At 57.2% G+C, this 15655-nt stretch carries 15 protein-coding genes; 7 read left to right on the top strand and 8 right to left on the bottom strand.

What is annotated here, in order from left to right:
- Positions 1–81: 81 nt before the first annotated feature.
- The 3 genes from dinF to FA92_RS19080 form a co-directional block, all read right to left on the bottom strand.
- A complete protein-coding gene (gene dinF, locus FA92_RS19090) occupies positions 82–1404 on the bottom strand; it encodes an MATE family efflux transporter DinF (protein ID WP_033784467.1) in 1323 nt (440 codons plus the stop codon).
- Between the two features lie 99 nt (positions 1405–1503).
- The gene (gene lexA / locus FA92_RS19085; RefSeq protein ID WP_013359774.1) at positions 1504–2118 is read right to left on the bottom strand and encodes a transcriptional repressor LexA; all 615 of its coding nucleotides are present in this window, start codon (positions 2116–2118) and stop codon (positions 1504–1506) included.
- Between the two features lie 105 nt (positions 2119–2223).
- Positions 2224–2592, bottom strand: coding sequence for a diacylglycerol kinase (locus tag FA92_RS19080; RefSeq protein ID WP_013359773.1), 369 nt, complete (start codon positions 2590–2592; stop codon positions 2224–2226).
- A gap of 128 nt (positions 2593–2720) precedes the next feature.
- Between FA92_RS19080 and plsB the strand changes: the two genes are divergently transcribed.
- The gene (plsB, locus tag FA92_RS19075; protein ID WP_033784466.1) at positions 2721–5144 is read left to right on the top strand and encodes a glycerol-3-phosphate 1-O-acyltransferase PlsB; all 2424 of its coding nucleotides are present in this window, start codon (positions 2721–2723) and stop codon (positions 5142–5144) included.
- A gap of 233 nt (positions 5145–5377) precedes the next feature.
- Here the strand turns inward: plsB and ubiA are convergent, their stop codons facing one another.
- The 4 genes from ubiA to FA92_RS19055 all read right to left on the bottom strand — a co-directional run bounded on the left by ubiA (position 5378) and on the right by FA92_RS19055 (position 8059).
- Entirely contained in the window at positions 5378–6262 is an 885-nt protein-coding gene (gene ubiA, locus FA92_RS19070) for a 4-hydroxybenzoate octaprenyltransferase (RefSeq protein ID WP_033784465.1), read from the bottom strand.
- 10 nt (positions 6263–6272) lie between these two features.
- Positions 6273–6785, bottom strand: a complete 513-nt coding sequence (gene ubiC / locus FA92_RS19065; RefSeq protein WP_013359770.1) for a chorismate lyase — start codon at positions 6783–6785, stop codon at positions 6273–6275.
- Positions 6786–6871: 86 nt separating this feature from the next.
- Positions 6872–7282 (bottom strand): phosphate-starvation-inducible protein PsiE, encoded by a 411-nt coding sequence (gene psiE, locus FA92_RS19060; protein ID WP_013359769.1) that lies wholly within the window; start codon positions 7280–7282, stop codon positions 6872–6874.
- A 69-nt stretch (positions 7283–7351) separates the two neighbouring features.
- Positions 7352–8059, bottom strand: a complete 708-nt coding sequence (locus FA92_RS19055; RefSeq protein WP_051926545.1) for a UTRA domain-containing protein — start codon at positions 8057–8059, stop codon at positions 7352–7354.
- 206 nt (positions 8060–8265) lie between these two features.
- On the opposite strand from FA92_RS19055, the gene FA92_RS19050 reads away from it, so the two are divergent.
- The 6 genes from FA92_RS19050 to FA92_RS19025 all read left to right on the top strand — a co-directional run bounded on the left by FA92_RS19050 (position 8266) and on the right by FA92_RS19025 (position 14530).
- Entirely contained in the window at positions 8266–9327 is a 1062-nt protein-coding gene (locus FA92_RS19050) for an extracellular solute-binding protein (protein WP_033784464.1), read from the top strand.
- Between the two features lie 20 nt (positions 9328–9347).
- The gene (locus FA92_RS19045; RefSeq protein ID WP_033784463.1) at positions 9348–10160 is read left to right on the top strand and encodes an alkaline phosphatase family protein; all 813 of its coding nucleotides are present in this window, start codon (positions 9348–9350) and stop codon (positions 10158–10160) included.
- Positions 10157–11002, top strand: a complete 846-nt coding sequence (locus tag FA92_RS19040) for an ABC transporter permease subunit (RefSeq protein WP_033784462.1) — start codon at positions 10157–10159, stop codon at positions 11000–11002. Before FA92_RS19045 ends, FA92_RS19040 begins: the two co-directional genes overlap by 4 nt.
- Before the next feature lie 11 nt (positions 11003–11013).
- Positions 11014–11799, top strand: coding sequence for an ABC transporter permease (locus tag FA92_RS19035; RefSeq protein ID WP_013359764.1), 786 nt, complete (start codon positions 11014–11016; stop codon positions 11797–11799).
- A 2-nt stretch (positions 11800–11801) separates the two neighbouring features.
- On the top strand, positions 11802–12794 hold the full coding sequence (locus FA92_RS19030) for an ABC transporter ATP-binding protein (protein WP_033784461.1): 993 nt from the start codon (positions 11802–11804) through the stop codon (positions 12792–12794).
- Positions 12795–12904: 110 nt separating this feature from the next.
- A complete protein-coding gene (locus FA92_RS19025; protein WP_013359762.1) occupies positions 12905–14530 on the top strand; it encodes a Na/Pi cotransporter family protein in 1626 nt (541 codons plus the stop codon).
- 86 nt (positions 14531–14616) lie between these two features.
- On the opposite strand, the gene panS is transcribed toward FA92_RS19025, so the two are convergent.
- Complete coding sequence (gene panS, locus FA92_RS19020) at positions 14617–15534, bottom strand: ketopantoate/pantoate/pantothenate transporter PanS (protein WP_003855809.1); 918 nt, start codon at positions 15532–15534, stop codon at positions 14617–14619.
- Positions 15535–15655 lie beyond the last annotated feature (121 nt).

The raw sequence follows: 15655 nt of genomic DNA, 5'->3' as shown, positions 1-15655 counted from the left end.
TGCGCCGGATAAAGTTAATTGTAGTAGTCACATTCATAAGCCCGGAATAATACGGAATAATCTGTATCAGCCTGTACAGTGTCAGGCATCAAACCAGCTGTTCTGACGCCAGTGCCTGCGCCAGATGAGCCACAGTGACAGACCGCGCAGCGCCAGGAAAACCGTTACCGCCAGCCACAGTCCGTGATTGCCCAGCGCCGGTACGCTCAGCAGCGTCAGAAAGTAGCCTGCTGCTGCCACCACCATACTGTTACGCATCTCACGTCCGCGCGTCGCGCCGATAAACATTCCATCCAGCAGATAACACCAGACGCCGATCAGCGGCATAACGATCTGCCAGACCAGATAGCGGTCAGCACTTTGTTGCAGCGAAGGAAGGGAGGTCAACAGGGTAACAATCTGCGGGCCAGCAATGGCATAGATCAGCGAGAAGAACAGCGCCACCACCACCGCCTGCCGACAGGCAGAGTGCCAGACACGCCGCAGTTTGCCGCCATCTTTTGCACCATGCGCCTCGCCGGCAAACGCTTCAACCGCGTAGGCGAAGCCATCCAGCGCATAGGCCGTGAACGTAATGAACATTAGCAATACCGCGTTAACTGCCACCACATCCGGGCCCAGCCGCGCGCCCAGCACGGTCAGCGAGGCGAAACAGAGTTGCAGCATTAGTGAGCGCAGCATGATATCCCGGTTCAGCCGCAGCAGCCGGCCGCTGTCACCGCGCCAGCTCTGCTTCAGCAGGCTCAGGGGAATACCGCGCAGCTTCAGGACCCGCCAGACCATGATGCTGCCGACACCCAGCGTAATGTACTCCGCCAGCGCCGTGGCGGTTGCCGCACCCGCGACACCCCAGTGCAGACCCATCACCAGCCAGAGATCGAGCACGATATTAACCACATTGCCCACCACCAGCAGGATCACCGGCGCGCGCGCATACTGCACGCCCAGCAGCCAGCCCAGAATGACCAGATTTGCCAGCGTAGCAGGCGCACTGAGCCAGCGAATCTGAATAAACAGTGCCGCCTGTTCCAGTACCGCAGGATTGCCGCCAACCAGATGGGTCGCCAGCTGAATAATCGGATAACGTAAAGCGATGAACAGTCCACCTGCCAGCAGCGCAATAATCAGCGGCTGCGTCAGTGCGCGTGCCAGCGCAGTTTTATCGCCCGCACCAAACGCCTGCGCCGTAAGGCCAGTCGTGCTCATTCGAAGGAAAAGCAGCAGCATAAAGAGGAAGCTGGTCACCGTGGTCCCGACCGCAACCCCGCCAAGATAGACAGGGCTGTCGAGATGACCAATTACTGCCGTATCGACCACCCCCAGTAAGGGAACGGTGATATTTGAAAGGATCATTGGCAGCGCAAGCCGCCAGAGATTTTTATCGGTTGCCGTGATAAAGCGCATTCGCCGTTCCGTGCTCGGTGTCGCTGCGCAAAACAGGCAGCGACAAAATTAGGGCAGACAGAATAGCATCAGAAAAGGCGAATGCACGCAGGCCTCAAATCAGAGCCACTCACCGTTGCGAACCACACCAACCGCCAGACCTTCAATGGTCAGGGACTGTGCACGGGTATCGACAACAATCGGGTCAAAATCACTGTTTTCAGGCAGCAGATGCACGATAGCACCCTGCTTTTTCCAGCGCTTAACGGTGACTTCATCATCAATGCGGGCAACGACAACCTGGCCGTTGCGTACATCCTGGGTTTTATGTACCGCGAGCAGGTCGCCATCCATAATCCCGATATCTTTCATCGACATTCCGCTGACGCGCAGCAGGAAGTCGGCAGACGGCTTAAACAGGCCCGGATCGACCTTGTAGTGGGTTTCGATATGTTCCTGCGCCATGATCGGCTCACCGGCAGCAACCCGGCCAATCAACGGTATGCCTTCTGAGGCTTCTTCTTCCATTAGCAGACGAATGCCGCGCGATGCACCGGAAACGATCTCGATAACGCCTTTACGCGCCAGCGCTTTCAGGTGCTCTTCTGCCGCATTCGGTGAGCGGAAGCCCAGTTGTGCAGCAATCTCTGCGCGCGTAGGCGGCATGCCTGTTGAAGAAATATGGTCGCGAATCAGGTCATAGACCTGCTGCTGCCTGCTGGTTAATGCTTTCATCCCGCCCCCTGGTTGTTTATACAGTCGCTGTGAGTATATACAGGTATTGGCGAAATGGAAACCGATTGTCAGGCAAAACGCGGCTTCCGGCGCGATATGGAACGCTTATCGCAAATGTGTCCAGAGCAGCGCGATCCAGACAAACAGTGCCAGTAAGATGCTGATCAGTACCGCCGCAGAGCCCATATCTTTGGCCCGGCCCGCCAGCGGATGATGCTCCTGACCGATGCGGTCAACGACCGCTTCAATGGCGCTATTGAGGATTTCAACAATGACCACCAGCACCACCGACCCAATCATCAGGATGCGTGAGACCACATCGACATCCAGCCAGCAGGCGATAATAATGGCGACCAGCGCAGCCAGGGCTTCCTGACGAAACGCCGCTTCATGTTGCCAGGCGGCACGCAGTCCCTGCCAGGAGTAACCTGCGGCTTTAACTATTCTGATAAGTCCGGTGGCATTATTTGCCATGATGTGGGAACCCTTTTATCGGATTGACGTCAATGTCTGGGCTGCGTGCAATTGGCACCACCACAGATCTTCGCTGCACTTTCTGGTATGCTTGCGGCGCTTTGCTAACAAGAGGCTTCATGTTGTCTATGTCAGGTTGGCGTAAACTCTATTACAAATTGCTTAATTTACCACTGTCGTTTTTGGTAAAAAGTAAGGCCATTCCGGCCGATCCCGTGTCTGAACATGGTCTGGATCCGACCCGACCTATTATGTATGTTTTGCCTTACGATTCGAAGGCCGACTTACTGACTTTACGCGCGCAGTGTCTGCGGCATCATCTGCCTGACCCACTCTCTCCGCTGGAGATTGATGGTTCACTGCTGCCGCGCCACGTATTTATCCACGATGGCCCGCGCGTTTTCCCCTATTTTGTGCCCAGCGTGGAATCGGTGAAAATCTTTCACGATTACCTCGATCTGCATCGCAATAATCCTACGCTGGATATCCAGATGCTGCCGGTCACGGTGATGTTTGGCCGCGCACCAGGACGTGAAGTTCAGGGCGAAGCCACGCCACACCTGCGGGTGCTGAACGGCGTACAGAAATTCTTTGCGGTGATCTGGCACGGACGCGACAGTTTTGTTCGCTTCTCGCCGACCGTTTCGCTGCGCCGCATGGCCACGGAACACGGTACGGATAAGTCGATTGCCCAGAAGCTGGCTCGCGTAGCGCGCATCCATTTTGCCCGTCAGCGGCTGGCGGCGATTGGCCCGCGGTTACCGGCGCGTCAGGATCTCTTTAACCGTCTGCTGCAATCCAAAGCGATTGAAAAAGCCGTCGAAGATGAAGCACGCAGCAAAAAAATTTCCCATGAGAAAGCGCAGCAGAATGCTGTCGAGATGATGGAAGAAATTGCCGCCAACTTCTCTTATGAAGCGATTCGCGTTACTGACCGCGTGATGGGCTGGCTATGGAGTCGTCTCTATCAGGGCATCAACGTTAATGGCGGCGAAAAAGTGCGCCAGCTGGCGCAGGATGGCCACGAGATTGTCTATGTGCCGTGCCATCGCAGCCACATGGATTATCTGCTGCTCTCCTACGTGCTCTATCATCAGGGCCTGGTCCCGCCGCACATTGCTGCCGGTATCAACCTCAACTTCTGGCCAGCCGGCCCGATTTTCCGTCGTCTGGGCGCATTCTTTATTCGTCGTACTTTTAAAGGCAACAAGCTCTACGCCACGGTGTTCCGTGAATATCTCGGCGAGCTGTTTACCCGCGGCTATTCGGTTGAGTACTTTGTCGAGGGTGGACGTTCTCGTACCGGCCGCCTGCTGGACCCGAAAACCGGCACCTTAGCCATGACATTGCAGGCGATGCTGCGCGGCGGTAACCGCCCGATCACGCTGGTGCCGATCTACATCGGCTATGAGCACGTGATGGAAGTGGGTACTTACGCCAAAGAACTGCGCGGCGCGGCGAAAGAGAAAGAGGGCTTCATGCAGATGGTGCGTGGCTTGCGCAAGCTGCGCAATCTCGGTCAGGGTTACGTTAACTTTGGCGAACCGCTGCCGCTGGTCAACTATCTCAACAAGCAGGTACCGGAATGGCGCGATGCCATCGATCCGATTGAGCCGCAGCGTCCGAGCTGGTTAACACCGACGGTCAATGATATCGCGGCCAGCCTGATGGTACGTATCAATGAAGCGGGCGCGGCCAATGCCATGAACCTCTGTGTTACCGCTTTGCTGGCGTCACGTCAGCGCTCACTCACCCGTGAACAGCTGATTGAACAGCTGGAATGCTATACCCAGCTGCTGCGCAATGTGCCTTATTCACCTAACGCGACCGTACCCGATCTTTCAGCGGAAGCGCTGCTGGATCACGCCATGGGTATGAATAAGTTTGAGAATGAAAAGGACAGTATCGGCGACATCATCATTCTGCCGCGTGAGCAGGCGGTGCTGATGACCTACTATCGCAACAATATTCATCACATGCTGGTGATGCCGTCGCTGATTGCCGCCATAGTTCAGCAGCATCAGACGCTGACTGAAGCCGAACTGCTGCGTCAGGTGAGCCTGATCTATCCGATGCTGAAGAGCGAACTGTTCCTGCGCTGGCAGACCGATGAGCTGCCGCAACTGCTGAACGATATCAGTCAGGAGCTGGCGCGTCAGGGCCTGATTACTTACGAAGCCGGTGAATTGCGCTTTACTGCGGCGCGCTACCGCACGCTGCAACTGCTGGCTGCCGGTGTGCGCGAAACGCTGCAGCGTTATGCCATTACCTTCTCGATTCTCAGCGCCAAGCCGACGATTAACCGTGGCACGCTGGAGAAAGAGAGCCGGACGCTGGCACAGCGTCTGTCGGTGCTGCACGGTATCAATGCGCCGGAGTTCTTCGACAAAGCGGTCTTTACCTCGCTGGTACTGACGCTGCGTGACGAAGGGTATATCAGCGACAGCGGTGATGCCGATGTCGCGCAGACCCTGGCGACCTGGCATATCCTGGCTGACCTGGTCACCAGCGATGTCCGCATGACGATTGAAACCGCGGTGGCGCACGACTGACCCCGCGCACAGTAAAAAGGCGACCTCATGAGGTCGCCTTTTTTATGCCCAAAACTTCGGATTAGAAGAATTCTGGAAGCAATGAATAAGCTCAACACGCTGGGAACACGGTCAGAAGAGGAAAGCGTCCCGCGCCAGGGATGGCGGCTTTTGCGTCTTTCCGATCTGACCGTGTTTCCTGCGCACGCTCGATTTCGCCGCTCAATAAGCCTTTTTTCGCCCAAAACTCTCTATCAGAACAGCTGACTGAACGGCGGCGTATTCATCAGTACGCCCAGGAACAGCACCATCCCGACATAGTTGTTATTCAGGAAAGCCTGGAAACAGGGCTGGCGTTCGCGCCCGGCGATCAGCTTCTGCTGATAAACAAACAGCGCAGCCGCCAGCAGCAGCGTCCAGTAGAAGGCGCCGTTCAGATGCAGCATCATGCCCACCAGCGCCATCAGCAGCAGGGTTGCCAGTTGCAGCAGACCAATAATCAGCTTGTCGAAACGGCCAAATAAAATCGCCGTCGACTTCACGCCAATCTTCAGGTCATCGTCCCGATCGACCATCGCATACTGCGTATCATAAGCGACCGTCCAGCAGATGTTGGCAATAAACACCAGCCAGCAGACTAGAGGTAAGGACTCACTAACTGCGGACCAGGCCATCGGAATCGCCCAGCCAAACGCGGCCCCCAGCACCACCTGCGGCAGGTGGGTGTAGCGCTTCATAAAGGGATAAACCCAGGCCAGCGCCAGCCCCACGACGGAGAGCATGATCGTCATCAGGTTCATGGTCAGCACCAGCGCAAACGCCACCAGCGCCAGGATCACGAACAGCAGCTTCGCCTCTTTTGCACTCACCGCGCCGCTGGCCAGTGGCCGGTGCTTCGTACGCTCCACATGACCATCAACTTTGCGGTCGGCGTAGTCATTGATCACACAACCCGCCGCGCGCATCACAAACACCCCGGCAACGAATACCACCAGCACCGGCAGTGGCGGGATCGCCATGTCAGCCAGCCATAATGCCCAGAGCGTGGGCCACATCAGCAGCAGCGTCCCGATCGGTTTGTCGATACGCATCAGGCGAGCGTAGGCCCGCCATTTATTCATACTTAAGCTCGTTTGCACCACAAAATCCTCAGACCAGATCGCGATAGAGCGGCGATGCCGGTAAAAACAGTTCAGTCAGCAGCAGCGGTTTGCCGGAGAGACGCAGACGGGAACGCCGTCCCCACAATCCCTCCACCTGCCCCGGCTCAATAAAATCGCGGGTCAGCGTCGACGACGAAAAAAGATAGCGCCCCAGAGGACGAGTGCCGAGCTGTTGCAGCATCGCCTCTGGCCCGTTAAGGGTGCTTTCCGGCACCAGCGTGCGGCCAGCCAGCCAGGGCTGATCGTCGCCGGACAGCAGCACTTCGCGTAGCCAGAAGCGTTCATCGTCTGGCAATAACGCCCTTTCCTCACCCAACTCGCTGGCGTCGATAAAACCTTCACGCAGCGGCTGAACCGTGACCCGCTGACAGTGCTGCTCAAAGCGGCGCGTCATCGAATCCTCCTCCATCAGCCAGTCAAGCAAGGGCGGCGCAAGGGTGGCCTGCGACGGAGAAAGCCAGTTGAGCGAACGTAATAAGCTGAGTGCGTCTTGCGACATGGCACCACTCCCGATAATTTTCAGGACGCTAGTTTAGCGCAGAGCGCCAATGCGAACACCTACCGTCGTGTCAGACGGCAGGGGGATTACTCGCGTTTCAGTCGATTACTGTTGGCCAGCCACAGCGTGACCACCAGAATCAGAATCGCCGCTGAGTAGCAGAGGGTATCGAAGGGATTTTTATGGTCGACGATAATCAGGCGGATAATAGCCGTGATACCGATATAGACAAAGTAGCGCAGGGGAAAGTGATAGCCCGACTGAAAGTACTTAACAATCAGGGCAATAAATTCGAAGTAGAGGAAATAGATAACAATTCCCTCAATCAGCAGGTAAGAAGAGGCCTGCTCGCCGGTGTTAAACAGGACATTTGCCAGATGAATAGTCTCTTTGCCTAAAAAGACGATCAGGATGATCGCCAGACTCAGCAGACCCAGATTCAGCACCCATTGCAGAACCGTTGCAAGGTGGCGGGCCAAAGGATTTTTGTCACTCATGTTGCGCCTTTAAAAAGGAGTTATTAGCGCGCAACATCATGCGTGAGTGTGATACAAATCACAATAACCCTAAGCTTCCACATCCACACAGAGCGCGTCGTACCGCCAGTATTCACAGTCGCAATCAATCACCTCTTTTTGCTGATTGCGGTTGATACGGGTGATCAGCAAACCGGGGCTGCCCGGCGCGACATTCAGCGTAGGTGCAGCAATCTCCGGCAACGGGCCGGGCAGAATCGTGAAGCGCGCGCCGCCGTAGCGAATACCGTAGCGCTGGTCATAGAGATCGGTCAGGGAGCGGGTCAGATCTTCATCGAGCAGGCCAGGGAAAAAACGCGGATTGAGGTAGTGTTCTACATAGAGCACCGCGCGCCCATCAATGCGGCGCAGGCGGCGAATACAGTAAACCGACGAACCTGGAGCCAGACGCAGCGCGATCGCTACGCTGTCGTGCGCTGCGACCTGCTCAGCAGCGATCACTTCCGTGGTCGCCTGCCTTCCCTGCTCCCTCGCCATGGCATGAAAGTGGCTGTGATGCAGCGGGTTGTAAATCAGACGTGGTGGCGCGATAAACCAGCCGCGACGCAGTTCCCGGTAGATCATCCCCTGGGCCTCCAGCTTACCCAGCGCTTCCCGCAGGGTAATCCGCGTGGTGCTGAACGCCTCGCTTAAGGCACGTTCTGCCGGCAGTCGCCCGCCGCTGAACTCTCCCGCCTGGATGCGCGTCAGCAGTGCGCTGGCAATCGCATCCGCCGTTTTGAGTGCTATCGACTCCACAACAGTAGCCTCATTTTGGTGCGACTTCGCACTCTTACTGTTCAGGTAAACGCGCCTGAGGTGGGCGAACGGGCCGCGTCTTTTGTCGCCCCTTCCCCGCACCGCGCCGCCTTGTCATAAATCGTTCATATAGAGGGGCTACATTGGCTCGGTTCTTGCTGGACTAGACCAGCCAGGCCCATCAACTTACACCCGGAGCAACTGAGATGAAAGCGTTTATCGCCTCTGTAGTAGCCAGTGCTGTAGTCCTCACCCTGCCCGTTGCGCAGGCCGCCGATAACGACCTCGCCGCACTCGAAAAAGCCGCGCGCAGTGAAGGTCAGGTTAACAGCGTCGGGATGCCGGATAGCTGGGCCAACTGGAAAGAGACCTGGAACGACATCAGCAGCAAATATGGCCTTAAGCACAGCGATACCGATATGTCATCGGCGCAGGAGTTGGCGAAATTCGATGCAGAGAAAGAGAACGCCAGCGCTGATATCGGTGACGTGGGCGCCGCCTTTGGCCCGATCGCCGTCGCCAAAGGGGTAACCCAGCCTTACAAACCGACGCACTGGGATCAGATTCCTGCCTGGGCCAAAGATAAAGACGGTCACTGGGCGCTGGCCTACACTGGCACCATTGCCTTTCTGATCGACAAGCAGCAGGTGAAAGATATTCCCTACAGCTGGGCCGATCTGAAGAAAGGTAAGTATGTGGTTACTATCGGCGACGTCGGTGTGGCAGCTCAGGCGGCTAATGGCGTACTGGCTGCAAACTACGCCTTAGGCGGCGATGAAAAGAACCTGAAACCGGCGCTGGCGTTCTTTGCCGATCTGGCCAAACAGGGTCGTCTTGGCGTGACCGATCCGGTCATTGCTAACATCGAAAAAGGCGAAGTGCAGATGGCAGTGGTATGGGACTTTAACGCCCTGAACTACCGTGACCAGATCGACAAAAATCGCTACGAAGTAGTGATCCCGTCTGACGGCTCCGTCACTTCCGGCTACACCACTATCATCAACAAATATGCGAAACACCCTGCCGCCGCAAAACTGACGCGCGAATATATCTTCTCAGACCAGGGACAGATCAATCTGGCGAAGGGCTATGCCCGCCCGATTCGTGCCGAGCATCTGACCCTGCCAGCGGACGTTCAGGCTCGCCTGCTGCCGCAGTCCGAATATAAAAATGCCCGTCCGGTTAAGGATCAGGCTGCCTGGGATAAATCGTCGAAAATGCTGCCGCGCCTGTGGCAGGAAAACGTCATCATCAACATGCAGCAGTAATTCGCGGCAGGGAGAACGGAATGAAGACCATCCTGGTGGTACTGGACGGGCTGAGCAATCAGGTCGCACAACATGCAATGGGTTACCTGCATGCCGAGTGTTCACAGGGCAACGGGTTCTATTACCGTATGACCTGTGAATTACCGTCGCTGTCGCGCCCACTTTATGAGTGCATTCTGACCGGCGTTCCGCCGGTCAGAAGCGGCATTATTCATAATGGCGTCAGCCGGTTAAGTCGCGAACGCAGCGTGTTTCACTTTGCGCGCGCGGCAGGGCTGACGACAGCGGCGGCGGCCTACCACTGGGTAAGTGAGCTTTATAACCGCACACCGTTCGTTCCGGCGCGCGATCGTCATACCGACGCGCCGGACCTGCCGATTCAGTATGGTCATTTTTATTCTGACGATAGCTATCCTGACTCACATCTGTTTGAGGATGCAGAGAGCCTGCGGCTGCGTCACGATCCCGATTTCCTGCTGATCCACCCGATGAATATCGACGATGCCGGTCATAAGTCGGGGCTCTCCTCGCCGCAGTACCGCAACCGGGCGCGCATCGCTGACGGCCTGCTGTCGCAGTGGATGCCGCTGTGGCTGGCCGAAGGCTACCAGGTGATGGTGACGGCCGATCACGGCATGAATGACGATCGCTCCCACGGCGGAATTCTGCCGGAGGAGACAACGGTGCCGCTGTTTGTCTTTGGCCACGCTTTCTCGCTGCAGCCTGACCTTGCGCCGCAGCAGACGGATCTGTGCGGCACGCTGTGTGAACTGCTGGAAGTGGCGCATGACAAACCGGTCTGTCGCGGGCTGCTGGCGGAGCCGCAAAGATGAAGGGAAAAGGATTCGCGTTGCTGATGCTGTTGCCTTTCACCCTATTCTGGGTCGCCTTTCAGCTGGCCCCACTGCTGTGGATCGCCATCAACAGCTTCTGGAGTGACATGAACAGCCAGTGGGGCTGGGATAACTATCACGACATCATCACCTCACCGTTCTACCAGCAGGCATTTCGCTTCTCACTGGATATCTCGCTCTGGTCCAGCGTCTGGGGACTGCTGATTGCGCTGATCACCGGCTATTCATTGCATCAGCTCGGCGGCGGACGACTGCAGCGCTTCCTTATCTCTTTTACCAACATGACCAGCAACTTTGCCGGTGTCCCGCTGGCGTTTGCCTTTGTGATTCTGCTGGGGCTGAACGGCTGCCTGACGCTGCTGCTGCGCCATTATGGTGTGATTGAGAGCTTCCGACTCTTCTCGCGCAACGGCATGGTGCTGGTTTACACCTGGTTTCAGATCCCGCTGGGTGTGCTGCTGCTCTACCCGGCGTTCGACGGGCTGAAAAAAGAGTGGCAGGAGTCTGCTGCGCTGCTGGGTGCCAGCCGCTGGCGCTACGTCTGGCACATCGCTCTGCCGATTCTGTTCCCGGCGCTGCTCGGAACCTTTGTGATCCTGCTGGCGAATGCGCTGGGCGCTTATGCCACGATTTACGCGCTGACCACCGGTAATTTCAACGTGGTGCCGGTGCGCATCGCCGCGCTGGTCTCCGGTGATATTTCGCTCGATCCCAACACCGGCAGCGCGCTGGCGATGCTGCTGGTGGCAATCATGGCGCTGATCACCCTGGTACAGCAGTATCTGGTGCGCCGCAGCTATCTCAATGCGAAACAGCCATGAAAGGAGCCGTCATGTCACGTGCTGAGCATCTCTATCACCGGATCATGGTCGGGTTACTCTTTACTCTGCTGGCGCTGCCGTTGCTGGCGACGCTGCTCTATGCGATTTCGTCCGACTGGAGCAATACCATTCTGCCGCAGGGATACAGCCTGAAGTGGTTCATTCAGCTCTGGAGCGACTCACGTTTTCTGACGGCGCTGGGCCATTCGCTGCTGATTTGCTTTGGTGCGCTGTTGTTCTCGCTGGTGCTGGTGCTGCCTGCCATGTTTGTAATCGCTTACTACTTTCCCCGACTGGATGCGGTGATGAACATCCTGATCCTGATGCCTTTTGCCGTGCCGCCGGTGGTGTCATCTGTGGGATTACTCCAGCTCTACTCTTCGTCACCGCTGATGCTGACCGGCACGCCATGGATCTTAATCGGTTGCTATTTCACTATCGCACTGCCCTTTATCTACCGGGCGCTGGCGAACAATATGCAGGCGATCAACCTTAAAGAGCTGATTGATGCTGCACAGCTGCTGGGTGCCAGCACCTGGCAGGCGGCGCTGTGGGTGGTGCTGCCTAACCTGCGCAAGGGGATGCTGATTGCCGTGCTGCTCTCGTTCTCCTTTCTGATTGGTGAGTTTGTCTTCGCTAACCTGCTGGTCGGCAACCGCTATGAAACCCTGCAGGTTTACCTCTTCAACATGCGCAACGGCAGCGGTCACTTCACCAGCGCGCTGGTGATCTCCTACTTCTTTGTGGTGTTGCTGGTCACCTGGCTGGCCAACGCCCTGAATCCTGAACGAGGCTGAATATGAGTTACCTTGAGGTCAGAGAGCTGAACAAGTCTTATGGACCGACGCCGATTTTTGAGCAGATCGATTTCAGCGCCGTCGAAGGAGAGTTTGTCACCCTGCTCGGCCCCAGCGGCTGCGGCAAATCGACGCTGCTGCGCTGTCTGGCGGGATTAACCGGCGTCGACAGCGGTGAAATCAGGCTGGAGGGCAAGGATATCGTGCCGCTGGCCCCGCAGAAACGCGCCATTGGCATGGTGTTCCAGAGCTATGCGCTGTTTCCCAACATGACGGTGGAGAAGAACGTCGCGTTTGGCCTGAAGATGCAGAAGCTGCCCGAGGCACAGATCCGCCAGCGGGTGCTGGAGGTGCTGGAACTGGTGGAACTCAGTGACTATGCGCGTCGTTATCCGCATCAGCTGTCAGGCGGCCAGTGTCAGCGCGTGGCGCTGGCGCGTTCACTGGTGACGCGTCCGCGTCTGCTGCTGCTGGATGAGCCGCTGTCGGCGCTGGATGCGCGCATCCGTCGCCATCTGCGCGATCAAATCCGGCGCATTCAGCGCGAGCTGAATCTCACCACCCTCTTCGTCACCCACGATCAGGAGGAGGCGCTGACGCTCTCCGACCGCATTGTGCTGATGAACCGGGGCAAAATTGTGCAGAACGGCGATGCCGAAGCGCTCTATACCCAGCCGGTCGATCTCTTTGCTGCCGGATTTATCGGCAACTACAACCTGCTGAGTGCCGAGCAGGCGACGCGGCTGACCGGCCAGCCTTTCCACAGCCAGGTCGCCATTCGCCCGGAGTCGATGCTGTTTATCGCGCCGGGCCAGGGGATTCCTGCAGAAATCCTCAGCCACAGCCTGCTGGGTAACGTCATCCGCTACCGTATCCGGGCGCATGACGTGGAGCTTTCGGTCGATGTGCTGAACCGATCAGCGGCGGATTTGCACCCCGCTGGCAGGCAGATTGGTCTACAATTAGAGCTGTCGACTTTGCGCCAGGTGGCTTAAAACACAGGAAAAAATCACGCATAGCACGGCAATCCCCTTCACAGATTGCTCTTGCTGTCAGGCTGGCAGTCTGTGCTGTTTGAAGCCTGACAAACGAGGAGCGATACCCCGTGTTAACTCTGCTTAATCTGCTTTCTGCAGTGGCCCTGCTGGTCTGGGGCACACATATCGTGCGAACCGGCATCATGCGGGTTTACGGTGCCGATCTGCGCCGCGTGCTGAGCCGCAGTATAGAAAAAAAACCGATGGCGTTTCTGGCGGGTCTCGGCGTGACTACGCTGGTACAGAGCAGCAATGCCACGACGTTGCTGGTCACCTCGTTTGTGGCACAGAATCTGGTCAGCCTGACGCCTGCGCTGGTGGTGATCCTGGGCGCGGATGTTGGTACCGCCATCATGGCGCGCATCCTGACCTTTGACCTCTCCTGGCTCTCACCGCTGTTTATCTTCTTTGGTGTGGTGTTCTTCCTCAGCCGCAAGCAGACCCGCGCCGGTCAGTTAGGCCGTGCCAGTATCGGCCTGGGCCTGATATTGCTGGCGCTGCAGCTGATTGTCGAAGCGGCGCGTCCGATTACTCAGGCCGCGGGCGTGCAGGTACTCTTCTCCAGCCTGACCGGCGACGTGATGCTTGATGCGCTGCTGGGCGCAGTGTTTGCCATTATCAGTTACTCCAGTCTGGCCGCGGTGCTGATCACCGCGACACTGACTGCCACCGGCGTGATTTCGTTCAAGGTCGCGCTCTGTCTGGTGATTGGTGCCAATCTCGGTAGCGGTCTGCTGGCGATGATCAACGCCAGCGGCTCGAATGCCGCCGGTAAGCGCGTTGCGCTCGGCAGCCTGCTGTTCAAGTTCATTGGCTGCGTCCTGATCCTGCCGTTTGTCGATATTGTGGCGACCTGGCTCGATAAGCTGCCGGTCAACGATGAAGAGTTAGTGATTTTCTTCCATGTGTTTTACAACCTGATCCGCTGCGTGGCGATGGTGCCGTTTGCGGACCTGATGGCGCGCCTTTGCCGTCGACTCATTGCTGACGACGTCGACAACGCGCTGCAGCTTAAGCCAAAGCATCTCGATCGCAGCGCGCTGGACACCCCGGCGCTGGCGCTGGTGAATGCCGCCCGCGAAGCGCTGCGCATGGGTGACGTGCTGGAGCAGATGCTGGAAGCGTTTAATAAAGTGGTGCATGGTGAGTCCCGCGAGGAGCGCACGGTGCGTCGGCTGGATGATGATGTCGATGTGCTTTATACCGCCATCAAACTCTATCTGGCGCGGATGCCCAAAGAGGATCTGCCCGAAGAGGATTCGCGCCGCTGGGGCGAAATTATTGAGATGTCGCTGAATCTGGAGCAGGCCGGTGACATTATTGAGCGGATGAGCGGCGATGTCGCTGACAAGTCGCTGGCAGCGGGCCGCGCGTTTTCTGCCGAGGGATTAAAGGAGCTGCAGGAGCTGCAGGAACTGTTGATCGCCAACCTCAGAATGAGCCTGTCAGTCTTTCTTTCGCACGATGTCACCAGCGCCAGACGTCTGCGCCGCGCAAAACATCGCTTCCGCCTGATGATTCGTCGCTACTCTCACGCCCACGTTGATCGCCTGCATCAGCAGAACGTGCAGAGCATTGAAACCAGCTCGCTGCACCTCGGTTTACTCGGCGACATGAAGCGCCTGAATTCCCTGTTCTGCAGCGTGGCCTATACTGTGCTGGACCAGCCCGACGATGAACGGGATTATGAATAAGGGGTGTGAACAGACAGTTACGCCAGAGCACTCGTCCGGCGCAACAGCAGTGAGAAGCGGCGCATCGCAATAATGCGCCGCCACGGTTACTTCTTCTTAATCGGCTTTCCGGACCAGTAACCCGCCAGCAACGAACCTGACAGGTTGTGCCACACCGAGAAGAGTGCGCCCGGCAATGCCGCCAGCGGCGAGAAGTAGAGTTTGCCCAGCGTCGCCGCCAGACCGGAGTTCTGCATGCCGACCTCCAGCGCCAGCGTACGGCAGGTTGACTCATCAAAGCCAAACAGTTTGCCGCCCCAGTAGCCGCCAAGCAGACCAATCGCGTTATGCAGGATCACCGCCGCGATCACCATCAGACCCACCGACCCGATAAAGCCCTGACTGCCCGCCACTACCGCGCTGATGATCAGCAGAATGCAGACCATCGAAAACGCAGGCAGCCACGGCTCCACCCGGCGAACCACGCTGTTCATGCTGTGATGAATGATCAGTCCAAGACTAATCGGGATCACGACGATCTTCACGATGCTCAGCAGCATGCCCACCACATCAACCTGAATGTGGGTATCCACATAAAAGCGGGTTAACAGCGGCGTAGCGAACACGCCCACCAGCGCAGAGACGGAAGAAATGGTTACCGACAGCGCCACATCGCCTTTCGCCAGATAGATCATCACGTTGCTGGCGGTGCCGCTGGCAACTGAGCCGACCAGAATCATACCGGCGGCCAGATCGGGCGGCATATGAAACAGTTTTGCCAGCCCCCAGGCGGCTAACGGCATCACCAGATAGTGCAGAAAGGTGCCGGCAATCACCGGCGCAGGCCGGGTCAGCACCCGTTTGAAATCGTCGATATTCAGGGTCACGCCCATGCCGAACATAATCAGCATCAGCAGATAAGTGACCCAGGGTCCGATGCCGAGAAAGGTACCTGGAGAGTAATAAGCGGCGACAGACAGCAGCACGGCCCAGAGCGGGAACAGGCGGGTTAACGTGGCGAGCATAGCCAGACTTCCTTATAAGAATGTTATGTTTAGTGCAGATTTGCCATAGAGCGTCATCATGCAGGAACGACTGCCGTGACGAGGCCGGGATCATAACACTTCATTATCATGGCGTAAGGCG

The organism is Pantoea sp. 9140 (assembly GCF_000745295.1).
Lineage (GTDB): Bacteria > Pseudomonadota > Gammaproteobacteria > Enterobacterales > Enterobacteriaceae > Pantoea > Pantoea vagans.
The sequence above is the reverse complement of the archived record's forward strand: the minus strand, read 5'-3'. Positions and strand labels throughout refer to the sequence as shown.